Annotated in this window: 27 protein-coding genes; 14 read left to right on the top strand and 13 right to left on the bottom strand. The window is 70.6% G+C overall.

Annotated elements, in window-relative coordinates:
* Positions 1 to 54: 54 nt before the first annotated feature.
* Positions 55 to 357, bottom strand: a complete 303-nt coding sequence (locus P1K31_RS09655) for a DUF7562 family protein (RefSeq protein WP_276303124.1) — start codon at positions 355 to 357, stop codon at positions 55 to 57.
* A gap of 136 nt (positions 358 to 493) precedes the next feature.
* Between P1K31_RS09655 and P1K31_RS09650 the strand changes: the two genes are divergently transcribed.
* A complete protein-coding gene (locus tag P1K31_RS09650; protein WP_276303123.1) occupies positions 494 to 973 on the top strand; it encodes an RNA-binding protein in 480 nt (159 codons plus the stop codon).
* 471 nt (positions 974 to 1,444) lie between these two features.
* On the opposite strand, the gene P1K31_RS09645 is transcribed toward P1K31_RS09650, so the two are convergent.
* The gene (locus P1K31_RS09645) at positions 1,445 to 2,110 is read right to left on the bottom strand and encodes a hypothetical protein (protein ID WP_276303122.1); all 666 of its coding nucleotides are present in this window, start codon (positions 2,108 to 2,110) and stop codon (positions 1,445 to 1,447) included.
* 97 nt (positions 2,111 to 2,207) lie between these two features.
* Here P1K31_RS09645 and P1K31_RS09640 point away from each other — a divergent pair, with 97 nt between their 5' ends.
* Complete coding sequence (locus P1K31_RS09640; RefSeq protein WP_276303121.1) at positions 2,208 to 2,669, top strand: CopD family protein; 462 nt, start codon at positions 2,208 to 2,210, stop codon at positions 2,667 to 2,669.
* Positions 2,662 to 3,168: a DUF7965 family protein gene (locus P1K31_RS09635; protein WP_276303120.1), complete on the top strand. Its 507-nt coding sequence runs from the start codon at positions 2,662 to 2,664 to the stop codon at positions 3,166 to 3,168. The genes P1K31_RS09640 and P1K31_RS09635 overlap by 8 nt, the downstream gene beginning before the upstream one ends.
* Before the next feature lie 57 nt (positions 3,169 to 3,225).
* Here the strand turns inward: P1K31_RS09635 and ygfZ are convergent, their stop codons facing one another.
* Positions 3,226 to 4,314 carry a CAF17-like 4Fe-4S cluster assembly/insertion protein YgfZ gene (gene ygfZ, locus P1K31_RS09630; RefSeq protein WP_276303119.1) on the bottom strand — a complete coding sequence of 363 codons (1,089 nt, stop codon included), beginning with the start codon at positions 4,312 to 4,314 and terminating at the stop codon, positions 3,226 to 3,228.
* Positions 4,315 to 4,402: 88 nt separating this feature from the next.
* Positions 4,403 to 4,699, bottom strand: a complete 297-nt coding sequence (locus P1K31_RS09625) for a DUF6432 family protein (RefSeq protein ID WP_276303118.1) — start codon at positions 4,697 to 4,699, stop codon at positions 4,403 to 4,405.
* A 97-nt stretch (positions 4,700 to 4,796) separates the two neighbouring features.
* On the opposite strand from P1K31_RS09625, the gene P1K31_RS09620 reads away from it, so the two are divergent.
* Positions 4,797 to 5,558, top strand: coding sequence for a DUF7093 family protein (locus P1K31_RS09620; protein WP_276303117.1), 762 nt, complete (start codon positions 4,797 to 4,799; stop codon positions 5,556 to 5,558).
* Positions 5,559 to 5,583: 25 nt separating this feature from the next.
* Positions 5,584 to 5,964 carry a DUF5611 family protein gene (locus P1K31_RS09615; RefSeq protein WP_276303116.1) on the top strand — a complete coding sequence of 127 codons (381 nt, stop codon included), beginning with the start codon at positions 5,584 to 5,586 and terminating at the stop codon, positions 5,962 to 5,964.
* Here the strand turns inward: P1K31_RS09615 and P1K31_RS09610 are convergent.
* The 3 genes from P1K31_RS09610 to P1K31_RS09600 all read right to left on the bottom strand — a co-directional run bounded on the left by P1K31_RS09610 (position 5,961) and on the right by P1K31_RS09600 (position 8,277).
* Positions 5,961 to 6,746 carry an ABC transporter permease gene (locus P1K31_RS09610; protein WP_276303115.1) on the bottom strand — a complete coding sequence of 262 codons (786 nt, stop codon included), beginning with the start codon at positions 6,744 to 6,746 and terminating at the stop codon, positions 5,961 to 5,963. The two genes, P1K31_RS09615 and P1K31_RS09610, sit on opposite strands and share 4 nt — an antisense overlap.
* Positions 6,743 to 7,711: an ABC transporter ATP-binding protein gene (locus tag P1K31_RS09605; RefSeq protein ID WP_276303114.1), complete on the bottom strand. Its 969-nt coding sequence runs from the start codon at positions 7,709 to 7,711 to the stop codon at positions 6,743 to 6,745. The genes P1K31_RS09610 and P1K31_RS09605 overlap by 4 nt, the downstream gene beginning before the upstream one ends.
* A gap of 215 nt (positions 7,712 to 7,926) precedes the next feature.
* Positions 7,927 to 8,277, bottom strand: a complete 351-nt coding sequence (locus P1K31_RS09600) for a cell division protein SepF (RefSeq protein ID WP_276303113.1) — start codon at positions 8,275 to 8,277, stop codon at positions 7,927 to 7,929.
* Between the two features lie 137 nt (positions 8,278 to 8,414).
* Between P1K31_RS09600 and P1K31_RS09595 the strand changes: the two genes are divergently transcribed.
* Complete coding sequence (locus tag P1K31_RS09595; protein WP_276303112.1) at positions 8,415 to 9,629, top strand: S8 family peptidase; 1,215 nt, start codon at positions 8,415 to 8,417, stop codon at positions 9,627 to 9,629.
* 33 nt (positions 9,630 to 9,662) lie between these two features.
* Here the strand turns inward: P1K31_RS09595 and P1K31_RS09590 are convergent, their stop codons facing one another.
* Entirely contained in the window at positions 9,663 to 10,745 is a 1,083-nt protein-coding gene (locus P1K31_RS09590) for a geranylgeranyl reductase family protein (protein ID WP_276303111.1), read from the bottom strand.
* A 45-nt stretch (positions 10,746 to 10,790) separates the two neighbouring features.
* Positions 10,791 to 11,783, bottom strand: a complete 993-nt coding sequence (locus tag P1K31_RS09585) for a beta propeller repeat protein (RefSeq protein WP_276303110.1) — start codon at positions 11,781 to 11,783, stop codon at positions 10,791 to 10,793.
* 130 nt (positions 11,784 to 11,913) lie between these two features.
* Between P1K31_RS09585 and P1K31_RS09580 the strand changes: the two genes are divergently transcribed.
* On the top strand, positions 11,914 to 13,023 hold the full coding sequence (locus P1K31_RS09580; RefSeq protein WP_276303109.1) for a DUF7537 family lipoprotein: 1,110 nt from the start codon (positions 11,914 to 11,916) through the stop codon (positions 13,021 to 13,023).
* A gap of 30 nt (positions 13,024 to 13,053) precedes the next feature.
* Here the strand turns inward: P1K31_RS09580 and uvrA are convergent, their stop codons facing one another.
* The gene (gene uvrA / locus P1K31_RS09575; protein ID WP_276303108.1) at positions 13,054 to 15,999 is read right to left on the bottom strand and encodes an excinuclease ABC subunit UvrA; all 2,946 of its coding nucleotides are present in this window, start codon (positions 15,997 to 15,999) and stop codon (positions 13,054 to 13,056) included.
* Positions 16,000 to 16,174: 175 nt separating this feature from the next.
* Here uvrA and P1K31_RS09570 point away from each other — a divergent pair, with 175 nt between their 5' ends.
* Both P1K31_RS09570 and P1K31_RS09565 read left to right on the top strand, forming a co-directional pair.
* The gene (locus P1K31_RS09570; protein ID WP_276303107.1) at positions 16,175 to 17,104 is read left to right on the top strand and encodes a DMT family transporter; all 930 of its coding nucleotides are present in this window, start codon (positions 16,175 to 16,177) and stop codon (positions 17,102 to 17,104) included.
* An 84-nt stretch (positions 17,105 to 17,188) separates the two neighbouring features.
* Entirely contained in the window at positions 17,189 to 17,770 is a 582-nt protein-coding gene (locus tag P1K31_RS09565; protein ID WP_276303106.1) for an LURP-one-related/scramblase family protein, read from the top strand.
* 104 nt (positions 17,771 to 17,874) lie between these two features.
* On the opposite strand, the gene P1K31_RS09560 is transcribed toward P1K31_RS09565, so the two are convergent.
* Positions 17,875 to 18,264: a DUF7475 family protein gene (locus tag P1K31_RS09560; protein ID WP_276303105.1), complete on the bottom strand. Its 390-nt coding sequence runs from the start codon at positions 18,262 to 18,264 to the stop codon at positions 17,875 to 17,877.
* A gap of 76 nt (positions 18,265 to 18,340) precedes the next feature.
* On the opposite strand from P1K31_RS09560, the gene P1K31_RS09555 reads away from it, so the two are divergent.
* Positions 18,341 to 18,898 (top strand): metal-dependent hydrolase, encoded by a 558-nt coding sequence (locus P1K31_RS09555; RefSeq protein WP_368410801.1) that lies wholly within the window; start codon positions 18,341 to 18,343, stop codon positions 18,896 to 18,898.
* Here the strand turns inward: P1K31_RS09555 and P1K31_RS09550 are convergent.
* Positions 18,876 to 19,709: a CDP-alcohol phosphatidyltransferase family protein gene (locus tag P1K31_RS09550; protein ID WP_276303103.1), complete on the bottom strand. Its 834-nt coding sequence runs from the start codon at positions 19,707 to 19,709 to the stop codon at positions 18,876 to 18,878. The genes P1K31_RS09555 and P1K31_RS09550 overlap by 23 nt on opposite strands.
* Before the next feature lie 377 nt (positions 19,710 to 20,086).
* On the opposite strand from P1K31_RS09550, the gene P1K31_RS09545 reads away from it, so the two are divergent.
* The gene (locus tag P1K31_RS09545) at positions 20,087 to 20,857 is read left to right on the top strand and encodes an FkbM family methyltransferase (protein WP_276303102.1); all 771 of its coding nucleotides are present in this window, start codon (positions 20,087 to 20,089) and stop codon (positions 20,855 to 20,857) included.
* A gap of 12 nt (positions 20,858 to 20,869) precedes the next feature.
* Here the strand turns inward: P1K31_RS09545 and P1K31_RS09540 are convergent, their stop codons facing one another.
* Positions 20,870 to 21,607: an SDR family NAD(P)-dependent oxidoreductase gene (locus P1K31_RS09540; RefSeq protein WP_276303101.1), complete on the bottom strand. Its 738-nt coding sequence runs from the start codon at positions 21,605 to 21,607 to the stop codon at positions 20,870 to 20,872.
* A 60-nt stretch (positions 21,608 to 21,667) separates the two neighbouring features.
* Here P1K31_RS09540 and P1K31_RS09535 point away from each other — a divergent pair, with 60 nt between their 5' ends.
* From P1K31_RS09535 to P1K31_RS09525, 3 genes are all read left to right on the top strand, one after another.
* Complete coding sequence (locus P1K31_RS09535) at positions 21,668 to 21,796, top strand: hypothetical protein (RefSeq protein WP_276303100.1); 129 nt, start codon at positions 21,668 to 21,670, stop codon at positions 21,794 to 21,796.
* Between the two features lie 121 nt (positions 21,797 to 21,917).
* Entirely contained in the window at positions 21,918 to 22,889 is a 972-nt protein-coding gene (locus P1K31_RS09530; RefSeq protein ID WP_276303099.1) for an ROK family protein, read from the top strand.
* A gap of 54 nt (positions 22,890 to 22,943) precedes the next feature.
* Positions 22,944 to 24,383 carry an LVIVD repeat-containing protein gene (locus P1K31_RS09525; protein WP_276303098.1) on the top strand — a complete coding sequence of 480 codons (1,440 nt, stop codon included), beginning with the start codon at positions 22,944 to 22,946 and terminating at the stop codon, positions 24,381 to 24,383.
* Positions 24,384 to 24,387: the final 4 nt, after the last annotated feature.

Below are 24,387 nucleotides of genomic sequence, written 5' to 3'. Positions count from 1 at the left end.
GCTAAGTGAAGAACGCAGTTAGTCGTGTCGGGGTCGGCGAACCGGACGAACGGCCTATCGCCCACGCTCTTCGAGCGACCCGTACCGCTCCTCGACGATCTCGTTGTACCGCCGAAGGAAGTCCCGCTGTTCCTGTCGTCCCTCCCGCTCGATGTCGACGAGCAGGTCCTCCAGTTCGTTGCGCGGCTGGTGACACAGCTCGCGGTGACAGCGCTTACAGAGGTACTCGAACGTCTTCCCGCGGCGCGACCACCGGTCGCCCTCCTTGTCGTACTCGCGCGCGGCGGATCGCCGGACGGTCTGCCCGCAGGCGACACAGACGACGCCGCCGTTCTCGCCGTTTCGCGTGCCCCACATCCTACCTGCACCTTCGCTCGCTGTCACTTATCCCTTTTCGCTGGTATATGAGAGTATGTGAGGTGCCCCCACTCCTCCGGTGGCGACCTCGCGGGTCGCCGGGCGGTTTATCTTTCCGGCACCCGCACACCCCCTCATGCAGGTCAAGTCCCGTCACCACCTCCGCAGCGACGAGATCGAGCGCGTGAAGGAGACGCTCGCCGACGGCCTCGGCGTCGACCTCGACGGCGACTCCTTCGAGCGCGTCGAGTTCGTCGACCACGACACGGACCTCGTGCTCGTCGACGGCGACCCCGCAGTCGTCTACTTCGACGACGAACCGTTCCTCACCGTCCGCGGGGCCAACGAGTTCCCCCCGGAGCACCACCTCGTCACCGTGGACGCGGGCGCGGTCTCGTTCGTCTCCGACGGCGCGGACGTGATGCGCCCCGGCATCACCGAGGCGGACGGGGACATCGAGGCGGGCGATCTGGTCGCCATCGCCGAGGAGACCCACGGGAAGGTCCTCGCCGTCGGGCGCGCGCTGGAGGACGGCGACGACCTCACCGGGGACTCCGGGAAGGTGATCGAGTCGCTCCACCACGTCGGGGACGAACTCTACAACGCCACCTTTTAGAACGGGGTCCTCCTCGGCGCGCTCCGTGCGCCTCGTCGAACCCCATACCAAAATCTGTTCCCGCGAGGGAGCGGCAGCGATCGAGGGGGAGCTCGATGGACGAGCGAAGCGAGTCCATCGGCGGACCAAAAAGCGGAATCTCCCTCGCTCCCGCCGAACCGCTCGCGTCTCGGCACCGCTCGGTCGATTCCAAGGAGCGCGCACGTAGGGAGGTCCCGACCGCTACCGTTCGGGTAGATCGGTGTCCGTATCGCAGGACGTGTTTCCCATCGTCGAGTCGGATCGTCGCTCCGTTCCCCTCGTCTACCCCCGTACCGAAATCTCCATTCCGAGACACTGCGCGTCTCGCAGGCTTCCAGACCTGCGTGCGGGTCTGGAAGGACCAAAACGAGCCGTTCGCTCGGCGCTTCGCGCCTCGCTCGCGGTACGACGACAGAGACGTTGATCTCCTTCGTCGAACAACCCAATGGATCAGCTAGACGCCGGTTCGCACGTCACGTTCGCGTCGACGTTCTCGTCGGTGATCGCGACCGACGCGCGCCGGAGCGTCGTCCCGTCGGCGCACCGGGCGATCCCGTACCGCACCGGCGTCTCCCCCTCGTGGTAGCCCTCGGCGTAGATCGCGTAGAACACCGCGTAGTCGTCTAGCGGCGGGCCGAGGCGCACAGGGAGGGTTTGTCCGGCGTCGAGCGCGTACGCCCCCGAGTCGAGGGATCGGTTCGGCGTCACCAGGCTGACGTTCCCTATCACGCTCGCGACGGTGTCGTTCGGAACGACCCGCGTCGCCCTCGTCCCGTTCCGGTAGCGGACGTTGACCCGCTCGACCGAGGGCGCGAGCGTGTACACCTCGACGTCGTAGCGGTCCGCCCCCCGGTTCTCCAGGATCGCGACGCCCTCCCGGTCCGCGACTGGCGTATTCGGGGGTTCTTCGGCCGGCGTATCGGTCGGCACGTCCGCGGGCGTCACCGCCGGAACCGTCACGTTCCCGTCGCCGCCGGGGCCGACGTTGCATCCGGCGAGGAGGACGAGCGCGGCGACCGCGAGCGCGGGGAGGGCGAAGCGTCGCATCCGAGCGACGCTCGCGGTCGTGCCGGCATACGTCTTTCCGTCGAACGCGACGATCAACCAGATAGACACGTCCGGGTCGGCGGCGGACGGCCGCGCCCCGCGATCGACGCGCTCCAGCCGACTCCCACGCGCGGCTTTATTACCTCCCTCATTTGACGTTCGAGCGATGGTTTTCCCGATCCACCTCGCGATCCGCTGGCTGCACGTCCTCAGCGTGGCGCTCCTGCTCGGCGGGGCCGTCCTCGCGTGGGTGTCTCTCCGGCGGATCGGCGAGGTGGAACGACGAGAGCGGTACGGTGAGTACGCGGTAGCCGTCGCCGCGGGGTACGAGCGGCTGTTCTGGGGGGCCGCGGGCGTCGCGGTGATGACCGGCGTGGGGAACCTGGGCGCGCTCGCGCCGGGCCTCCCGCCGAGCGACTCCGCGTGGGGGCTCGCCCTGACGGTGAAGCTCGCGGGCGTTCTCGGACTCCTCCTCGCGGCGGTCCCGCGGACGCTCCTCGTCGCTCGATGCGACGAGGCGGCCGGCGCGACCGGAAGGCGGGTGCGGACGCTCCGACGGGGCTACGGCGCGACGGCGCTCTACCTGACGGGGGTGCTCGGACTGGCGGAGGTGCTCGCGCATGGGTGAGCGCGCCCCCGACCCGCTCCTCGTCTGGGCGTTCGGCACGTTCCACGTCGCGTTCCTGGTCGCGGCACTCGTCGCGCTGCTCCACGTCGCCGCGCCGCTCGGTGACCTCCTCCGGGGGCTCGACACCGTCACGGGACTCGCGCTCTATCTCGTCCTCTGGGCGACGACGTGGTGGACGGCGCGGGCCGTCCTCGCGCGGGCGACAGTCGGCGGGGGCGTCGACCGCCTCGCGCTCCTTAAACAGGGGCTCCTCTGGGGCGGCGTCAACGGCGTCTGCTTCCTGCTCGCGCTCGTGCTCGTTCTGCTCGGCCCGCGGTTGATCGCCGAGGGCGAGTTCGTCGCGCTCGTGCTCGTCGCGGGGATCGGCGTCGCGGTCGCCCTCGTCGTCGGGGGCCTCGTCGGCGGTCTGTTCGCCCTGCTCGACCTCCTCCTGTTCCGGCTGGCGGGGTGGCCCCGGCGGGGGAGCGACGCGACAACCGACGACCCGGAACGGCGATAGTACGACTGACGTGCCTCCGCATCGGTTCTCCGCGTCGTTCGCCGGCGTTTCCTCGGCTTACCCGTCTAGGTACGTCGGCAGCCGCGCCGAGCGCGCGCTCCCCTCGACGAACGGCAGGGCGACCGTCCGCGCGTCGCGTTCCTCGCCGTCGATCCGCACCGTCGGGTCGCCGTCGAAGTCGAACGGGACGTAGGCGAGCGCGATCGGCCCGCCGTAGCTCGGTCCCTCCGTGCCCCGGGTGACCTCGCCGACCGCCGAGTCGCCCGAGAGGACGGCCGCGCCGGGTTCGGGGACGGCGTCGCACGCGAGGCCGACGAGGCGCTTCGAGGGCCGTCCGCGGTTCTCGACGCGCGAGACGACCTCCTGGCCGACGTAGCAGCCCTTCTCGAAGTCGAGGGCGTTGCGGACGCCCGCGACGTTGGGGACCCGCCCGCGGAGTTCCGTCTCGTAGAGGGGGGTGCCGGCCTCGAGGGTGAGCGAGTCCCACGTCTCGTAGCCGAAGGGGACGGCGTTCATCCCGTGGTTGACGAGCGTGTCGAACACCGACTCGGCGGCGTCCGCGGCGCAGATCACCTCGTAACCCTCCTCGCCCGCGAGGCCGTCGCCCGCGATCACGGTGACGCCGGCGTCGCCCATCGACCCGCGGACGAAGGTGAGCGCGGGTTCGGGCGCGCCGGCGCGGTTGAGGACGCTCGCGATCTTCTCGGTAGCCCTGGGGCCGTGAACGCCGAAGACGGCGAGGTCGTCGGTGGCGACGCGGATCGAGACGTCCTGGATGAACGTCTTCCCGCGCCAGTCGTCGGCGATGGGGGCCGCGCGGTCGGGCGGGCAGAACAGGAGCAGGCGCTCGCCGGCGTTGTACGCGTAGAGGTCGGCCTCGATACCGCCCTGCGGGTCGAGCAGGAGGCAGTACGCGCCGCGGCCGTCCTCGTCGGGGACGCGGTTCGAGACGGCGTTGTCGACGAACTCGACGCGATCCTCGCCGGTCACCTCGACGACCCCGGAGCCGAGTTCGACGACGCCGACCCCGTTGCGCACCGCGCGGTGGGTGCGCTCGGTGCGGCCGTAGGTGGCGACCACGCGCCGCCCGCCGCGCTCGACGAACGTCGCGCCGTGGTCGGCGTGCACGTCCTCGATGACAGTCATCGCTTCGAGTTGGCCGCGACGGCCCATGACCTCTGCGGTCCCCGCGGGATCGGCGCGGGATCGACCGGGCGCGATGCGCCCGACGGGATCAGAAGGGGAGGCGCTCGCGGAGGCGCTCGAACAGCGACGGCGGGTCGTCCTCGTCGCCGTCGGGGACGACGCGGGCCGCCGGGACGAGGACCACCTGATCGTTCGAGCGGGTGTCGGTCTCGATGAGGCCGTCGGCCTTCAGCGCCCGGAGCGCCTCGTCGAGCGCGTCTATCTCGGCGTCGACGCGCGTCCGGAGTTCGAGGACGGTCATCCCCTCGCTTCCGCGCTCGACGAGGGCGTCGAGCACCGCGACCTGCGTCTCGTCGCGGTTGCGGAACTCCCGCTTGGCACGCATAGCCGTCGGTAGCACGCGGTGGCTCTTAACCTGTGCCCCGCGCGAACGCCGCCCGGAGGACAGTACGCTTATACTTGGGACGCGGTAGTTCCCCACAATGGCTCTCACATGTTCGCTCCTCGGACACGAGTTCGGCGAGCCCGACGTCCTGCGCGAGCGCGAAGAGCGCGGGAGCGAGGTCGTCACGTCCGTTCGGGAGGTGGTCGTCTGCGAGCGCTGCGGCGCGGAGCGCGTGCTCTCGGAGAACACCGAGATCACGGCCGTCGTCGACGAGGACGAGGTCGATCTCCCGCCGTCCGGGGCCTCCGACGCCCCCGGTGCGGAGACCCGCACCCCCGCGGACGGGGAGGCCGACGCGGACGGGGAGGCCGACGCGGACGGGGAGGCCGACGCGGACGGGGAGGCCGACGCGGCGGAGGCGGTTCCGGAGGCGGCGTCCGAGGACGTCGCCCCGTCTCCGACCGACCCGGACGAGCGCCCCGATCCCGAGGAGGAGGACGCGATCATCCTGACCGACGGTCCCGACGAGCGCGGCTACGGCGAGTGGCCCGCCGAGTCCGGGCACGACTACCGGCCGTGGAACCCCGACGAACTGCTCGACGGCCCGGAGGAACCCGAGGACGCGGGTCCCACCGTCGCCGAGGCGGTCGGCGCGGGAGCGGGCGAGGGGGACGACCCGGACGACGACCTCGCTCCCGGCGTCGAGCCCGCGGCCGAACCCACCTCCGCGCGGGACGCGGCGTACGCCTGCGACTCCTGTGGCTACGCCGTCGAGGCGTTCGAGACCTCCCTCAGGCGGGGCGATGCGTGTCCGTCCTGTCGAACGGGGTACCTCCGCGAGGCTGAACGGAATCAATAAACCTCCGCTCGCCCACCACACGTCTATGCGAGAGTACAAGATGCGCCGAGGCGAACACCTCGAAGAGCGCGTACCGGACCTGAAGGCGAAGATAGAGGAGATGTTCGGTCCGGTCACGGGGACCGAGGAGTTCAAGGGGAGCGACCTCTACGTCGTCGACGAGCCGTCGAATCCGGTGTTCACGCGCATCGTCGCCGGTGCCGTCGAGTACAGCGGCAAGAAGGACAAGCTCGCGGTCGAGTTCGAGGAGGCCGACCCGACCGAACTCTCGCCGGACGAACTCGAAGCCGCCGGCGAGGCCGTCTCGCTCAAGAACGACTTCCTCCTCGAGTGCACCGGTCGCGACGCGAAGAGTCGGCGCGAGTCCATGAAGAACGCCGTCCAGGACGACGCGCCCGACGTCTAGTCCACCAGTCCGTACCCCTTCTCGAAGAGGTAGACGTCTAGCAGCAGCACGGCGACAGTCATCGCCGTCAGCACCGCGAGCGAGAGGTTCGGGTCGAGCTCGGCGTAGCCGAGGACGCCGTACCGCACGCCGTCGACCATGTAGACCAGCGGATCGAGCAGCGAGAGGGTCAGAAACGGCTCGGGGAGTACCGACAGGGAGTAGAACACCCCGCCGAAGAAGACCAGCGGCCGGAGGATGAACTGGGTGAGCACGGTCAGGTAATCGAAGTCGCGCGCCCAGAGGCCGCCGATGACGCCAAGCCCCGCGAACAGCGTGGGGACGACGACGGCGAACGCGAGCAGGTAGAACGGCCGCGCGGGGACGACCGGCGCGAACAGGTAGCCGACGGCGTAGATGAGCGCGCCGACGAGCAGGCCGCGCAGCGCGCTCGAGAGGACGTACGCGAGCACCATCGACGTGTACGACAGGGGCGAGGTGAGCGTCTCGTGGATGTACTCGTTCCAGCGGCCGTGGAAGATGGAGAACGAGGCGTTCTCGAAGGCGTTCGACACGATCCCGAGGACGACGAGCCCGGGGAGGACGAACTCGACGTAGCCGAAGTCGCCGCTGACGCCCGAGAGTCGCGAGCCGAGGATGACGCCGAACACCGAGAAGTAGAGCACGTTGGTGATCACCGGCGGGAGGAACGTGTTGCGCGGCCGGCGGACGAACCGCAGGATCTCGCGGCGAAGCAGCGACCGGAACCCGGTCGTCGAGGCGCCGCAGAGGAGCGAACTCACGCGATCACCTCCGCACCGGCCTCCGTCTCGGCCTCGCGGTCCTCCTCGTCGTCCTGTCGGGTCAGCTCGACGAACACCTCCTCCAGCGAGGCGCGCCGGATGCTCACGTCCACGACGCGCTCGTCCGCGCGGTCCAGGTCGCGGAGCACGTCCGGCGCGAGGCGGCCCGCGCCGACCGCGCGGATGCGGACCGTGTCGCCCTCGACGCGCACGCTCGCGACGTCCTCGTAGTCGAACTCGGGCAGCGAGGTCGGTACCGACGCGAGCGTGATCTCGAGTTCGTCGGTGCTGCGCGCCCTGAGCTCGTCGGGCGTCGCCACCTCCACGCGGCGGCCGTCGTCCACGATCGCGACGCGGTCGCAGAGGCGCTCTGCCTCCTCGATGTAGTGCGTCGTGAGGAGGATCGTCGTCCCCTCGTCGTTGAGCCGCCGGACGAGGTCCCAGAGGTCGCGGCGCAGCTCCACGTCCACGCCCGCCGTCGGCTCGTCGAGGATGAGCAGGTCGGGGTCGGAGACGAGCGCGCGGGCGATCACGAACCGGCGCTTCATCCCGCCGGAGAGCCAGTCGAAGCGCGTGTCGCGCTTGTCGTAGATGCCGACGGTCTTCAGGGCCTCCTCCGCGCGTCGTCGGGCCTCCTTCGGGGGGATGCCGTGGTACCCCGCCTTGTGCTCCAGCACCTCGATGATGGGGAAGAAGCGATCGACGTTGAACTCCTGGGGGGCGAGGCCGACGGCGTCGCGCGCCCGCTGGTACTCCGACTCGACGTCGTAGCCGAACACCTCGGCGGTGCCGCCCGTCTTGCGCGCGAGGCCGACCAGGACGTTGATGAACGTCGTCTTCCCCGCGCCGTTGGGGCCGAGCAGGCCGAAGAATTCGCCTTCCTCGACGTCGAGCGAGAGTCCATCGAGCGCCCGAACGTCGCCGTACTCCTTGCGGAGGTCGCGGACACGGATGGCCTGTGTCATCGTCTAAATCGAGGGGCGGACGTCGGATAAGACTGCTGAAGCCGGCGTTCCGACCGGCCGCGAGGGGGGAGATGGTGGCGAGCGTGAGCAGTGAGCGGTGAGCAGTGAGCGGTGAACGGTGAGGAGAGGAACGATGAGCGATGGCAGAGAGCAACGGTGAGCGAGGAGTGAGAGGCGAGAGAGAACGACGTCCACCGAACGCGCGCCGGGGGTGCCTAGAGTTTGGTCCGACTGATCGTCACGTCCGTCGGCGTGATGATGATCTGATCGTCGTCTTTCTGGACGATGTCGCCGCCGACCTCGCGGGCGACCTGCTTCAGTTCGTCGGTGATGTGCTCCATCGTCCGGTCGGAGGTCGTGTGCCGGGTGATGTCGGCGATGACGAGGTCGCCGTCGTAGACCGCGTCCTTGATGGCGATCACGTCGTCCTGCCCGCCGATGTTGGCGATGCGGACCTGCGTCCCCGGGGTACCGGACTCCGTGTGGAAGTCGTCGAGGTCCAACTCGACGTACTCGTCGGTGCTTCGCGTCCCGGTCCCCCCCATCAGCTTGTCCATGAGACCCATAGCACGTGAGGTGTCCGGCGCGGCAATAATTCTTGCGTCAGACACCGTCTCCCCCTCCGGCACCACCGTCCCTTCCTCCTGTCTTCACCTAATTTCACCGGAATAGTAAAGTAACGACTACTCGCAGACCTGATGGTATGGTACGAGATAACACCACACGACGCCGCTTCCTGGCGGGTACCGCCGCGGGAACCGTCGGGACGCTGTTCGTCGGCGGGGCCGGCGCGAGCCGCGCGCCGAGCCGTGTCGTCGGCGTCACCTCTCCCGAGGCGGCGGCGGACGCCCGCGACCGCGCCGAATCGGTCCGACGCACGCTCGACTTCGGCGACATCGGGATGGCCGTCGCCGGTCGCTTCTCCGACCGGACCGTCGAGGAACTGCGGCGTCGGCGGGACGTGCGGTACGTCGAGGCCGACGGCACGGTCCACGCCATCGGCGATCGGCCGGGCGCGAACGCGCCACCCTGGGAGGGCGGCGGGGGCGAGGACGAGGGCCAGACGCTCCCCTACGGCGTCGATCGCGTGGACGCGGAGGTGGCCCACGCGAACGGGTACACCGGCGCGGGCGCGGACGTCGCCGTCCTCGACACGGGTATCGACTCCGATCACCCCGACCTGGAGGCGAACCTGGGGGAGGGGAAGGCGTTCGTGAAGTGCCGCGGTCGGTCGTGCAACGTCGACTGGGACGACGACAACGACCACGGTACCCACTGCGCGGGGACGACCGACGCCGTCGACAACGCGGAGGGCGTCGTCGGCGTGAGCACCGAGGCCACGCTCCACGCGGTGAAGGTCCTCGACAAGCGCGGCTCGGGGTCGTTCTCCGACGTCGCCGCCGGACTCGAGTACACTGCCGATCGGGGGTGGGACGTCGCCAGCATGAGCCTCGGGGCGAGCTCCGGGTCGCAAACGGTGAAGGACGCCTGCACGTACGCCTACGGGCGAGGTGTGCTGCTCGTCGCCGCGGCGGGCAACAGCGGCCCCTGCACCGACTGCGTCGGCTACCCCGCCGCCTACTCCGAGGTGATCGCCGTCAGCGCGACGGACGCCGCCGACGCGCTCGCGAGCTTCTCCTCGACCGGTTCCGAGGTCGAACTCGCCGCCCCCGGCGCGGACGTCCTCTCGACGGTTCCCGGCGGCGGCTACGACACCTTCTCGGGCACGTCGATGGCGTGTCCGCACGTCGCCGGCGCGGGCGGTCAGTTGATGGCCCGGGGGTACACGAACGCGGAGGCGCGCGACCGTCTCGCCGCGACCGCCGAGGACGTCGGCCTCTCCGCCGACGAACAGGGTAACGGCCTGCTCGACGTCGCGGCCGCGCTCGGGCTGAACTCCGACGACGACCTGAACTGACGAATCGACGGCCCGCCCTTCTCGCTTCCCGCGCTATCGACCGAGCAGCGCCCGCAACTGGTCCCGGGAGAAGAGCGTCGAGGGCTCGTCCATGTGCACCCCGATCTCCCCCGAGAGCGCCCGCAGCCCGACCCGCTGGAGGGGCTTCGGGAGGGAGTAGCCCGCGCGGACGAGGCGGCCGAGTCGGATCTCGTTCCGGAGGTCGGCGCGCCACGCCCGCTCGTAGTCGTCGAGCGTCTCCGGGCGGTCCGGATCGACTCGGTCGGCCGCGCGGTCGGCCGCGCGCATGCCGTAGAGGATGCCGCCGCCGGTGAACGGCTTGGTCTGCCCCGCCGCGTCGCCGATCAGGAGGCTGCGGCGGCCCGTCACCCGGTCGGGCGGTCCGACGGGGATCAGCCCGGAGCAGCGCCGTTCGAGTTCGACGCCGTAGGCGGTACACAGGTCGTCGAACCGCCCGGACACGTCCGCGCCCGGCGCACAGCCCAGCCCGTACTCGACGCCCGCCTCGCCGCGCGGGATGCGCCACGCGAAGAAGCGCGGGACGGTGAGGTGCACGTCCACGAAGTCCCGGTGGTCGGGTTCGGGGTCGAACCCGAGCACGCCGTGGAGGAACTCGTTCGGTTCGGGGAGGCCGCACTCCGCGCGCACCCGGGAGCGCGGCCCGTCGCTCCCGACGACCATCCGCGCCCCGTGGCGCTCCGTGCCGTCTGGCCCCTTGACCGTCACCCGTACGCCGTCTGGGCGCTCCTCCACGCCGGTGACGGTGTGGCCGTCGCGCACGTCCGCGCCCGCGTCGCTCGCCGCACGCGCGAGGACTCGATCGAGGCCGACGCGGTCGATCGCGTTCGAGATCACCTCACGCCTGTAGAACGCTTCGCCGGGGGTGTCCGGCCCGCCGACGTGGAAGCGCGCGCCGTAGATGTCGTTCTGGAAGAGGTCCGCGCGCGCCGCCTCGGGGACGTACTCCCAGATATCGAGGCTCACGTGGCCGGAACAGGCGAGGGGCTCGCCGATCTCCCCCTGCTCGAAGACGAGCACGTCCCGACCGCGCTCGGCCGCCCGTCGCGCGAAGCGCGACCCCGCGGGCCCCGCGCCGACGACGATGAAGTCGTGCATCACTCCCCCGTCGGAGGGGGTCCGCAAATAGCTTCTCGCTTCGCCTCAGAGCACGACCAGCCCGCGCGGCGTCTGGCGCTCGTAGCCGTCCTGCCAGGGCCAGACCTGCCGCATCCACGTCTCACCGCCGTCCATCGAGCGGAAGGGGCCGCGGTTCGTGAGCGCGTAGAACTCCTCCGGACCGCCCGACGCGAGGACGGGCCGGAGGAGGCCGTCGGGTCCCGGCAGGCCGTCCATCGACCGCTCCCACGCGCCGTCGCCCTCGCGGCGGTAGACGTAGGTCTCCGCGCGGTCGGGGTTGTGGGCGGTGTAGGCCCCCCGCGCGGACGAGAGGAGGACCGCGTCCGGGTCGGCCGCGTCCACGGCGACGCTCCAGCAGTAGCGGTGATCGAGGCCCTCCTGCGGGTGCGCCCACGTCTCGCCGCCGTCGCGCGTCTCCGCGTAGCCGTCGCCCGCGGCCGCCCAGGCCCACCCCGGCGCGTCGGGGTGGGTCGCCATCGAGTGCGTGTCGCGCCGCGCGGAGGGGACGCGGTCCGTCCAGGTCTCGCCGCGGTCGCGCGTCTGGACGAGCGCGCCCGCCTCGACGGCGACGTACAGGTGCGCCGGGTCGTTCGGATCCACCTCCAGCCAGCGGACGTGGTGGGTGTGCGGGCGCGGCGGGTACGACCACTCCGACGCCGAGGGGAGGTCGGTCAGCCCCTCGCGTTCCGCCCACGTCTCGCCGCCGTCGCCCGACCGGTAGACCCGACTCGGCTCCGTTCCGGCCCACAGCTCGTCGGGGTCGTCGGGCGAGACGGCGAGCGCCGTCACCCGGTCGCCGACGACGCCCTCGCCGACGCGGTTCCACGTCTCGCCGCCGTTCGACGACAGGTAGACGCCGTCGTCGGCCGTCCCGCAGAGGACGCGGTCGGGGCGGCCGGGCGCGGCGACGACGCACTGGATCTCCTCGCCGGCGAGGCGCTCGGTGACGTGCCAGTCGCCCGGTTCGCCGTCGGCCACGAGCAGGGCGTTTCGCAGAGCGGCGTAGATGCGGGTCATCGGTAGCTAGTCGCACGCGTGGTCGGAAACGCCTGTCGCCCCGCCGTCATCCGGGTGCTCCCGTCGACGCGCGCTCGCGCCCGTTCCGCCCCTCGAACATTTATACTCGAACGGGAGAAAGTACGGATCAATGGTACGAACGATGGCGAGGGTACTCGCGGCGCTGGTGCTCCTGCTCGCAGGCTGTAGCGGCCTATCGACGGTTCCGGGTGCGAACGAGACGAACGCGTCCGCGGAACCCGCCGGGAACGGGACGACGGCCACGCTTGACGGCGGGGCGGACGGCACGGCGGTCGTCGGCATCGACGACGGGCGGTTGACGAACGCCTCGGCGCTGATCGACGCTCACGTCGAGGCGCTCGCCGGTTCCGGCTACGCCTACGCGGCCACGGTCGAGAGCCGCCCGACCGAAGGCAACGCGACCCACTCGAACACGGTGCGCTGGGAGGTGCGCGTCGGCGCGGACGGCTCGGCCTACGAACTGTACGACCGGAGCGGCGGGCTCTCCCGTGATCAGTACACCGAGACGTGGCGGAACGACACCGTCAGCGTCGAGTACAGCGTCCGCTCGACGCCCTTCGGGAACGACACCGGGATCTACCGCGCCTCGGAGCCGTCGGGCGCGCTCGGGGCTAACTATTCCGCGAACCTCGCGCCGACGTTCCTGCGGGCGGGCGAGTACGTCGTCGCCGGGCGACACGGGAACGGTTCACTGACGCTCGCGGCGAACGGGACCCGCGACGGTACCGTCGACGGTCACGCCGTCTCGTCGTTCGACGGCCGGGCGCTCGTCGACGCGGAGGGCCGCGTCCGCTCGCTCTCGGTGACCCTCTCCGTCGCCGATCCCGAGATCACCCAGGAGTATCGATACCGACTCACGGATGTCGGCGACGTGTCGGTCTCGCGTCCCGACTGGTTCGACACCGCGCTCGAACGCGCGGTGATCGTCGAGGCGATCATGCGGGACGACTACGTCGCCGTGACGAACACCGGACGGTCGACGGTCGACGCCGGAACGCGCGTGTTCCTCTGGGAGGGCGCCTCGGGAGCGGACGCGCGTCTCGATGCCCCGATCGCGCCCGGAGAAACGGTCTACCTCTACCGCCCCGCGGGGGAGACGGGCGCGGTCGAGGTGAGTCGGACGCCGCCCTCGGGCGCGGTCGCGACGCTCGACGGCTCCTACCGCGTCGAACTGACCGACGGGGCGTACGACCCGCTGGCCGAGGTGCGCGTCGGGTAGCGCCGGTCGAGCGCGGGGAGCGAGCCGCGGTCAGTCGTCGCCCGCGACCCTCGCTGCCGGGCGATCCGCGCGCGGTCCCTCCAGCTCCACCGTCGGCAGGAGGTCGCGCAGGTAGCGGCCGGTGTAGGAGTCGTCGTCCTGGGCGAGTTCCTCGGGGGTCCCCTGCGCGACGACGCGTCCGCCGTTCTCGCCGCCCTCCGGCCCGAGGTCGATGACGCGGTCCGCGTTCTTCACGAGGTCGAGCTCGTGTTCGACGACCACGACCGTGTTGCCGTTGTCGACGAGGCGCTGGAGCACGTCGATGAGCTTGCGCTCGTCCTCGGAGTGGAGGCCGGTCGTCGGCTCGTCGAGCAGGTAGAGTGTGTCGCCGGTGTCCTTCTTCCCCAGTTCCTCGGCGAGCTTGATGCGCTGGGCCTCGCCGCCGGAGAGCGTCGTCGAGGGCTGGCCGAGGCGCATGTAGCCGAGGCCGACGTCCTTGAGCAACTGGAGTCGCCGGCGGATGCCCGTGTGGCTCTCGAAGAACGCGTGGGCCTCGTCCACGTCCATCGCGAGCACGTCGGCGATCGTCTTCCCCCTGTAGGTCACGTCGAGCGTCTCGTCGTTGTAGCGCCGCCCGTCGCACTCCTCGCAGGGGACGTACACGTCCGAGAGGAAGTTCATCTCGATCTTCACCGTCCCCTGCCCGCCGCACTCCTCGCAGCGGCCGCCCTTGACGTTGAACGAGAAGCGGCCCGGTTCGTAGCCGCGCTGCTTCGAGAGCTTCGTCTCCGCGAACAGGTCGCGGACGTAGTCGAAGACCCCGGTGTAGGTTGCGGGGTTCGAGCGCGGCGTCCGGCCGATCGGCGACTGATCGATGAGGCGGACGTTCTCGATCTCCTCAATCCCCTCGATGTCGTCGTGGTCGCCGGGGGTCACGTCCGTGTCGTTCATCCGGCGGACGAGCCCCTTGTAGAGGATCTCGTGGAGGAGCGTGGACTTCCCGGAGCCGGAGACGCCCGTGATCGCGACGAAGGTGCCGAGGGGCACCGTCACGTCGAGGTCGCGGAGGTTGTGCTGGCGCGCGCCGCGGACGGTGAGCGCGCCGGTCGGTTCGCGGCGCTCCTCGGGCACGGGGATCTGCTTCCGCCCGGCGAGGTAGTCGCCGGTGATCGACGCCTCGGTCGCCATCACCTCCTCGACGTCGCCGTTGACGACGACCTCGCCGCCGCGCTTGCCGGGCCCGGGCCCCATGTCGACGACGGTGTCCGCGCGGTACATCGTCTCGGTGTCGTGCTCGACGACGATCAGCGTGTTCCCGAGGTCGCGCAGTTCCTCCAGCGTGTTGAGCAGGCGGTCGTTGTCGCGCTGGTGGAGGCCGATGGAGGGCTCGTCGAGGACGTAGAGCACGCCCACCAGCCCGGAGCCGATCTGCGTCGCGAGCCTGATCCGCTGGCTCTCGCCGCCCGAGAGGGTGGTCGCCTCGCGGTCGAGCGTGAGGTAGTCCAGCCCGACCTCGCACATGAACCCGAGGCGGGCGCGGATCTCCTTCAGGATCTCCTCGGCGATGGTGCGCTCGCGGTCGGTGAGGTCGGCCTCCAGGTGCTCGAAGTGCGAGAGCGCGTCGCCGATCGACAGGCGGTTGACCTCGGTGATCGCGGTGCCGTCGACGAGCACGGCGCGCGACGCCGGCTTGAGCCGCGTCCCGTCGCAGGCCGAGCAGGTCGTCGCCGCCATGTACCTCTCGATGTGCTCGCGGGCGCGGGAGCTGTCGGTCTCGACGTAGCGCCGTTCGAGGTTCTCGATCACGCCCTCGAAGGGGTGTTCCTTCCGGCGGATGCCGTTCTTCGTGTTCCACTTGAACAGCACGTCCTCGTCGGTGCCGCGCAGGAACGCGTCCCTGACCTCCTCGTCGAGTTCCTCGAAGGGGGTGTCGAGCGAGACGCCGAAGTGCGCCGCCACGGAGTCGAGCTGCCGGCGGTAGTACGACCGCGAGTAGCTCCACGGCTCGAAGACGTCGCGCAGGGGTTTCGAGGGATCGGTCACGACGAGGTCCTCGTCCACCTCCTTGGTGACGCCGATGCCGTCGCAGGCGGGGCACGCGCCGTGGGGGCTGTTGAACGAGAAGCTGCGCGTCTCGATTTCCGGGAGGTCGATGCCGCAGTGGGTGCACGCGAGGTCCTCGGAGAAGGTGACGACGAGCCGGTCGTCGTCCTCCCCGGCGAGGTCTCCGGTCGCCCGCGCCTCCGCGCCGCCCAGTTCGACGCCCTCGGGCGGGTCGGGGAGGATCACCTTGAGCGCCCCGTCGGCCTCGGACAGGGCGGTCTCCACGCTGTCGGTGATGCGCGAGCGGGCTTCCGCCGACACCTTCACGCGGTCGACGATCACGTCGACCGTGTGGTTGTAGTTCTCGTCCAGTTCGGGCCGCTCGACAGTGAGGTCGTACTCCTCGCCGTCGACCTCGACGCGGGCGTACCCCTGGGCCACGAGGTCGTCGAACAGGTCGGCGAACGCGCCCTTCTGGTCGCGGACGACGGGGGCGGCGAGCTTCGCTCGGGTCCCCTCGGGGAGTTCGAGGATCCGCCGGACCATGTTCTGGGCGCTCTGCTCGCCCACCTCGCGGCCGCACTCGGGGCAGTGGGGCGTGCCCACGCGGGCGTACAGCAGGCGGAGGTAGTCGTGGAGTTCGGTGACCGTCCCGACGGTCGAGCGGGGGTTGTTCGCGCCGTTCTTCTGGTCGATCGAGATGGCGGGCGAGAGCCCCTCGACCGTCTCGACCTGCGGCTTGTCCATCTGCCCCAGGAAGTTGCGGGCGTAGGCGGAGAGCGACTCGATGTAGCGGCGTTGCCCCTCCGCGTAGATCGTCTCGAACGCGAGCGAGGACTTCCCCGATCCCGAGAGCCCGGTGACGACGGTGAACGACTCCCGGGGGATCTGCACGTCGATGTCCTTGAGGTTGTGCTCCTCAGCCCCACGGACCTCGATGAACTCCTTCATCATCTGCGTCAAGTGTGCGAGCGGTGAAACGCTGTCGGTCCGGGCGCGACCGGCACGCGGCGCGAACGCGTCGGTCGAGCGCCGTCGACCGTTTCCGTCTCGCGGGACCGCCGACGCTCGCGGTCATACCGTCCGGTGACGCGGGCGCTTTATCCGCCCTGTCCGTAACCGGGAACGAATGGATACCGCCGGGCCGTTTCGTCGCCTCTGGCTGTTCGTCCTCGCCGCGTCCACGTTCGGCGGCGTGTTCGTCGCGGTCGAGGTCGGGCTGTCGTACTTCCCGCCGCTCCTGTTTCTCGCCCTCCGGTTCGACCTCGCGGCGGCGTTCCTGCTCGCCTACGTCGCGGTCACGCGCGAGCGGTGGCGTCCCCGCACCCGCGGCGACATCGCGGCGGTGCTCGTCGCCGGCCTGCTCGCCATCGGGCTGACGAACGCGCTCCTGTTTCTCGGGCAGCGAACCGTCCCCGGCGCGGTCGCGTCCGTCGTCTTCAGCCTCGCGCCGGTCCTGACCCCGGCGTTCGCACTGGCGCTGCTACCCGGGGAGAAACTGTCGTACCGCGGGCTGGCCGGCCTGCTGCTCGGGCTGGTCGGCGTCGGGCTGGTCGTCCAGCCCGACCCGTCGTCGCTGCTCGGCGGCGACGTCGGCGGCCGCGTGGTGCTCCTCGGCGGGGCGCTCGCGCTCGCGTTCGGGACGACCCTCCTGAAGCGCGCGGACGCCGGGATCCCGAGCATCGCCGTCGTCGCGTGGGCGCTGCCGGTGAGCGCGCTCGTCGTCCACGCGGCGAGCGCGCTCGCGGGCGAGTCGCTCGCGGCCGTCGAGTGGACGCCGACGGCCTTCGCGACCGTCGGCTACGTGAGCGTCTTCGGCGCCGCGATCGCCTACAACGCCTACTTCGAACTGCTCGACCTCGTCGGCCCCATCGAGGCCACCCTCGTGAGTTACGCCGTTCCGATGGTCGCCACGGTCCTCTCGTGGACGCTGCTCGATCGGGTCGTCTCCGCGACGACCGTCGCCGGCTTCGCGGTCATCTTCCTCGGCTTCGCCCTCCTCGAGTACCGGACGCTCCGGGGGATCGTACCGGCGGTCCGCGCGGCGCTGGATCGGTGACTCCGGCCATTCGCGTCCGACGGTCGACCGACACGGACCCGTCGGAGCCGGAGACTTATTACGCATGGCGCAGGAATCGTCGTCATGAGCGATACGACGGGCCGGGACGTCATCGGCGGCATCGACCTCTCGAGCGACGCGTACGTCATCAAACAGAGCTACATCCGCAGCAAGTACGCCGTCGAGGACGCGAGCGGGAACGTCGTCCTCAAGGGGCGAAAGAAGCGCTTCAAGCTCAAGGAGGAGTTCCCCTTCACCGACCCGCAGGGGAACGTCGTCTTCCGGATCAAGGCGCGGAACCTCCTCGACGTGTCGGGCAACTACGCGCTGGAGGACGAGGCCACGGGCGAGGTCTTCGCGGTCATCGAGAAGGAGTTCACCCTGTTCACGCACGTGTACAACGTCCGCAGCCCCGACGGGGTCCTCTGGGCGCGCATCGAGTCCGAGAGCGCCCTCGTCATGGCCCTGAAGAGCGTCTCCGGGCTGTTCGGCCTCCTCCCGCACTCCTACTCCGTCGTGGGACCGAACGGCGAGGTCATCGGGAGCATCGAGGAGCGGTTCTCCCTGCGGGACGTCTATGACGTGCGCGTCGGCGACGCGGGCGACGCCCCCCGCGAGGCGATCATCGCCGCCGCCGTCGCCATCGACGCGCTGGAGGAGAACTGAGACGAGGAGCCACGCCGACAGCGGCGTAGCTACGGTCGTGGCGCCCGACGGCGGCGGCGCTCCCCCGGCGTTCGGTACGCCGCTCTCGGAGCGCTCCTGATCCCCTAGCGGTCGCGCAGCAGCAGCGCGACGAGCAGCGCGAGGAGGAGCACCTGCGCGACCTTGTCTACGTAGTCGACGACGCCCAGTTCGCCGACGGTCTTGCCGAGGTCGACGACGTTCACCTGGTACCAGAGGGCGATCTGGACCGCCGTGTACGGGATGCCGAGGAGGTAGACCAGCCGTCGCCGGTAGTCGAGCAGGACGAGCGCGATCGCCCCGAAGAAGCCGAGGCCGGCGAGCAGGAACGCGATTCCCATCGGCTCGGCGAGGAACTGCACGCCCAGCCGGAGGTGGATCGCGCCCGACAGCGCCGCGAGCGCGATGGCGGCCCAGTGGAGACCCGAGAGCGTGCTCGTGTCGAACGCGAACCCGTCTGCGGTGGTCGTTACCATGCCACGACAGTACACACCTAATCGTATTGATGGTACCGCCGTCGAGTACTTACCCCGCGGGCGTCATCTCCCGCCGATGATGGTCACCACCCACGCGGCGGTCGGGGTGGCGCTCGCCTCGTCGCTGGTGGTCCTCGCGCCGGAGCACGCGACCGTCGGCGCGCTCGCCGCGCTCGCGGGCGGCGTCCTCCCGGACCTCGATCTTCTGGTGGGCGCGCACCGCCGGACGCTGCACTTCCCCGCGCTCTACTGGGTGGCGGCGCTCCCGGCGCTGGCGTGGGCCGTCGTCGCCCCCGCCGCGGGGTCGGTCGCGCTCGCGTGCTTCCTCCTCGCGGCCGCGGTCCACTCCCTCTCGGACGTCCTCGGCGCGGGCGAGGAACTCCGCCCCTGGGAGCGCACCACCGACCGCGCGGTCTACCTCCACCCGGCGGGGCGGTGGCTCGTCGCCCGCCGGTGGGTGCGCTACGACGGCGCGCCGGAGGACCTCGCGCTGACGGCTCTCTTCGCCACGCCGGGAATCCTGCTCTTCCCGGGGGTGGTCCGCTACCTCTGCCTCTCCGGGGTCGCGGTCGCCACCGTCTACGCCCTCGTGCGCAAGCGCATCCCCGACCTCATCGAGGGGTCGATCCGGTAGCCTCGGGGGACGTCACCGCCGACCAGTCGCGGGCGAACTGCGCGAGGAAGGGGAGCATCGCCGCCGTCGCGAGGACCGTCGTGGTCGGCGGGCCGAGCACCGGCAGGAGCGCGAGGCTCACGACGGCCATCTGGACGCCCGCGAGGACCCGGCGGACGGGTCGCTCCGGCAGCGGCGCGATCGGCCGCCCCCGCCGCCGGCGCAGGAAGAGCCCCGCGAGAAAGACGTAGCGGGCGGCGCTCACCGCGAGGTACCAGACCGGGAGCTGCCCGTAGCGCACGGCGAGCACCGGCGCGACCAGCAGACCGACCGTGTCGAACGCCGTGTCCAGTCGCACGCCGAGCAGGGTCGTCCGCCCGCGCCCGCGGGCGACGCGCCCGTCGAGTTGGTCGAGCAGCACCGCCGTCCCGTACAGCAGTCCGGGGATCCACGCGAGCGCCCCCGAGGGCGGCGGCAGGAGGAGGAAGCCGGCGACCCCCGAGAGCGCCAGGCCGCGGACGAGCGTGAGGGCGTTCGCCAGGCCCAGCGTGGGCAGGAGGGGTCCCCCGGCGCTCGTTCGGTTGTCGCCGAGCGCGCGCCACAGCAGCGCCGCCTCCGCACCGAGGAGCGCGCCCGCACCGACCAGCCAGCGGAGGCCCGTCCCCGGCGGTCCGGCGACGGCGAGCGCGCTCGCCCCGCCGACGAGGGCGACGATGCCCGCGGCGACGGCCGCCGCCCACCCGCGACGCAGGCGGTCGGTCGCGGCGCTACCGTCGGACGGGCTGCGCGCCCGGTGGGACGTCCTGTCAGCGTCGGCGTCGTAGCTGTCCATCTGCGGCGAGAGCGGGCGCGGAGCGCCGGTCGTTCCCCGTTACGCTCGCCGGGCGGGTTAAACTGTCCCGTCAGTGGCCGTCCTCGCGATCCCCGTCGGAACGACCGGGGACGTCAGTTACCGTCGCTATCGAGGCACTCGCGCGGAAAACCAGCAGCGTCAACTGACCCGTCGTGGTGAGCGAGGACTTCGCCGGTGGTCTCGACGACGCTGAAAGCACGCCCTGCCGTTCTCCACGACAGTCGCACTCGGAGTGCCAGAGCAGCAAAGGTTAAATGAGATTGCCGAATAACACTCCCAAGGATATGATCAGAGAATTATCTAATGGAATAAAGTCGGCACCGTCGTACCTGTACCGAGGGCCGGTGAGGAGCGTGATGGAGGCCACCAACGCGACGCCGTACGCGCGCGAGGCCTACTGGCGCGTGTTACAGCCGTTCGTGGACGACGAGGTCGCCGTTCGAGTCGGTCGAGCGAGCGCCTCGTTCCCGATATCGACGTATCCCGAGTACCGCGTCGTGAACGCCATCGCCGGTGAGGAGCAACCGGTGATCGAGGCACTGTTAGACCGTCTCGAACCCGACGACGTGTTCTACGACGTCGGCGCGAACGTCGGCACGTACACCTGCCTCATCGGCGACGCTCTCCCCGGGGGTGAGGTCGTTGCGTTCGAACCGTATCCGCCAAATCTCGCGTCGCTCCGTCGAAACATCGAGGTGAACGGCGTCGGCGCGACGGTCCAGGAGGTCGCCCTCTCGGACAGCGAGGGAACAGTCACGTTCAGCGTGTTGAACACGAGAAAGGCAGGTAGCCAACAGGGATCGCTCGTTCGCGACGTCTCCAGCGATCGGATCGATGTGGTGTCCGTCGATGCTGTTCCGGGCGACGCCCTCGTGGAGGCGGGAGAGATACCTGCGCCGACAGTGGTGAAGATCGACGTCGAGGGTGCTGCCCCCGCGGTGATTCGCGGTCTGTGGCGGTCGTTGTCGGCCGACCATTGTCGCGTCGTCTGCGTCGAGCCTCACGGGAACACCGAGACGATTCGTGATGCCCTGTCGGATCTGGGATTTCACGTTCGATCGATCGGTCTCTCCGGACCGCGCGCGGAGGAGAGTCCGACCCTCCTCGCCACCACCGAGGACGCGTAATCGTCCCTCGACTCACACGTCCTCCGGGAGCCATCCGCCGTCGATCTCGACGTTCTCGCCGCTCACGTACTCGCTCCCCTCGTCACAGAAGAACAGGAGCGCCTGCCGGAGGTCGTCGTAGGTCGCCCACCGGCCGCGCGGGGCCTCCTCGGGGAACTCCTCCGAGTTCTCGACGACGTACGGCGAGATCGCGTTGACCGTGATCCCGTCGTCCTGCGTGTCGGCGGCGAGCATGCGCGTGAACATGAGAACGCCCGCCTTCGCCACGAAGTAGGGGAAGTTCTTCGGGTTCACGAGGCCCCTCTCGCTCGACGCGTAGCCGACGTTGACGATGCGTCCCCACCCCCCCTCGCGCATCGGCCCGAGCGCGCGCTTCGAACAGAGAACGGTCGCGTTGAAGTTCGTGTCGAGCACCGAGTTCCACGTCGCCCAGTCGATCTCCGCCCAGTGTTCCGGCGCGAACCGGCCGACGTTGTTCACGAGCACGTCCGGCGCGCCGAGGTCGGCCTCGACGCCGGCGAACAGCTCGTCCACCGCCGTCGGGTCGGTCACGTCGCCGCGGACGGTCGTCGCCTCGACGCCGCGCTCGCGTGCCGCGTCGGCCGTCTCGCGGGCAGCCTCGTCGCTGGTGTGGTAGTGGACGGCCGCGTCCGCACCGCGGTCCGCGAGCGCGAGCAGGAGCGCCCGACCGATGCCCCTGGAGCTCCCCGTGACGAGCGCCGTGCGCCCCGAGAGATCCGGCTGGATCATGCGTCCCCTTCGGCCACGCGGGGTATATACTGCCGGGCGTCCCCGGGGCGTGTTCGTCGGGTGATTGGCGCGAGTCGGAACGCGGGGCGGGGGATCGCCCTCGAACTCGGCGAGGAGTGCGGCTTCGTCGACGTGGACGGGCAGCGCGTGCCGCCGTTCGTGATCCCCGAGGAGTACGCGCTCGACTGAGTGGATCGCCGAGGGCGACGACGCGAGCGCACGGGAGCCCGGGCAGCGCCGCGTGACGTTTTCACCCGCTGTCGAAATAATCTCTTGAATTTTAAGTGCGGCGAGCGTCCGTGTCCGAGTAATGGCCTATTACGTGGGCGTCGACCTCGGGGCGACGAACGTCCGGGCGGTCGTCGCCGACGGCGAGGCGACGATACTGGGTCGCGGTCGCGAACCGACGCCCGACGGACCGACCGGCATCGCGGTCACGGAGGCGGTGCTCTCGGTGGTCCGCGGGGCGTGCGAGGACGCGGGGATCGCCCCCCGACGGGTGAGCGCCGCCGGGATCGCGTCGTTCGGTCCGCTCGACCTCACCGAGGGGACGGTCGAGAACCCGGCGAACCTCCCGGAGGCGATCGACCGCATCCCGCTCACGGGGCCGCTCGAGAACCTCGTCGACAGCGACCGGGTCTACCTGCACAACGACACGAACGCGGGCGTCATCGGCGAGCGCTACTTCAGCGAACGCAACCCCGACGACATGGTGTACCTGACGCTGTCGTCCGGCATCGGGGCGGGCGTCTGCGTCGACGGACACGTCCTGCGCGGCTGGGACGGCAACGCCGGCGAGGTCGGCCACATGACCGTCGACCCGGCGGGTCGGATGACCTGCGGCTGCGGGCACGACGGCCACTGGGAGGCGTACTGCTCGGGCAACAACATCCCCCGGTACGCCCGCCTGATCCACGAGACGGACGACGTGCCGACCGACCTCCCGATCGACGCCCCCGACTTCGACGCGGCCGCCGTCTTCGCCGCCGCGGACGAGGACCCGCTGGCCGAGTACGTCATCGACCGCTTCTGTGACTGGAACACGATGGGCGTCGCGAACCTCTGTCACGCCTTCGCCCCGCTCGTCGTCTACGTCGGCGGGGCGGTCACGCTCAACAACCCGGACGTCGTACTCGACCCCATCCGCGACCGGCTCGACGAGCAGGTCATGGTGAACATCCCCGACGTCGAACTCACGACGCTCGGCGACGACGTGGTCGTCCTCGGCGCGCTCGCCAGCGCCATCACGGACGGAACCGGCGACGGGAGCGGCCGCCGCTGATCGTGATGACAGTGTCATCGGAACGCCTACCGTTCTGCACGGAGAGATATCGCCATGGCTAGCAGCGGTCTCTCGCGGCGCACCGCCCTCCGCGCGCTCGGCGGCGCGCTCTCCCTCTCCGCCCTCCCCGCCGTCTCGGCCGCCTCCGGCCGCGCTGTCGGTCAGGGCGACTTCGGTCCGCTCGGTCGCGTCGAAGTCGAGGGGACGAAGGAGGCCGTCGTGGGCGACGGCGGGGACACCGTCTACCTGGCGACGACCGACGGCTTCGCCGCCGTCGACGTGAGCGACCCCGAGGGCCCGACCGTCCTCGCCGAGCGGCGCTCGCTCCTCGGGGACCGCGACGGCGGGCCGCTCACCCAGATCTACGACGTGAAGGTCGACGGCGACCGGCTCGTCGTTCCGGGTCCCGCGAACCCCGTCCGCGACGGCCTCCAGGCGGCCGTCCTCTACGACGTGAGCGACCCCTCCGCCCCCGAGCAGTTGGCCGTCTACGAGACGGACTTCTACCACCACAACGTCTACTTCCACGACGGCGTGCTCTATTTCGGCGGCAACGGCGTTCCCGGGAATCCGCTCGTGATGGTGGACGCGGACGCGCTCGCGTCGGACGCTCCGACGCCCGAACTCGGCCGCTGGTCGCCCGCCGACGAGGACGAACGGTGGCTCGACGTCCCCCTCCCCGTGTTCAACCTGCACGACCTCTGGGTGCAGGACGGGATCGCGGCGCTCGCCTACTGGGACGCCGGGACGTGGCTCGTGGACGTGAGCGATCCGGCGAGTCCCGAGCCTGTCGTCAAGGTGCGCGGCACGGAGCCGGGTGAACTCACCGACCTCTCGGGCCAGGAGGTGACCGTCCGGGCGTTCGAACCGCCGGGGAACGACCACTACGTCGCGTTCGACGACGACGGGGGGCTGCTCGGCCTCGGTATCGAGTCGTGGGACCAGAACCCGAACGACGACGCGGGGGGACCGGGCGGCATCGAACTCTACGACGTCTCGACGCCCGAGAGCCCGGAGCTCGTCCACTCCATCGCCGCCCCGTCCGCCGACGACGAGTCCTACCAGGGGACGTGGACCACCTCCCACAACTTCGAACTCGCCGCCGGGCGGCTCTACTCCTCGTGGTACCAGGGCGGCGTGAAGCTCTACGACGTGCGCGACCCCGCGTCCCCGGAACTCCTGGGCGAGTGGGAGGATCGCTCCGAGGCCAGCTTCTGGACGGCGCAGGCCGCCCGCCCGGGCGAGTTCTTCGTCGCCAGCAGCGCGGACTTCCTCGACTGGGGGACGACCGAGGCGCTCTACACGTTCCCCGAACCGGCGCTCGACGAGGGCGGGGGGAAGGGGGAGAACGGAACGGCCCCCGGTGAGAACGACTCGTCGAACGGAACCCGGGGGGACGGCTCGGGGGTCACGGGACCGGGGGTCGGCGTCCTCGGCGGTGCGGCCGCCCTCGGGATCGCCGCGTGGCGGTTCGCGCGCCGCGAGCGCGAGTGAGCGG

Source organism: Halomarina halobia, assembly GCF_029338575.1.
Taxonomy (GTDB): Archaea; Halobacteriota; Halobacteria; order Halobacteriales; family Haloarculaceae; genus Halomarina; species Halomarina halobia.
This window is presented reverse-complemented; position numbering and strand designations above follow the sequence as displayed.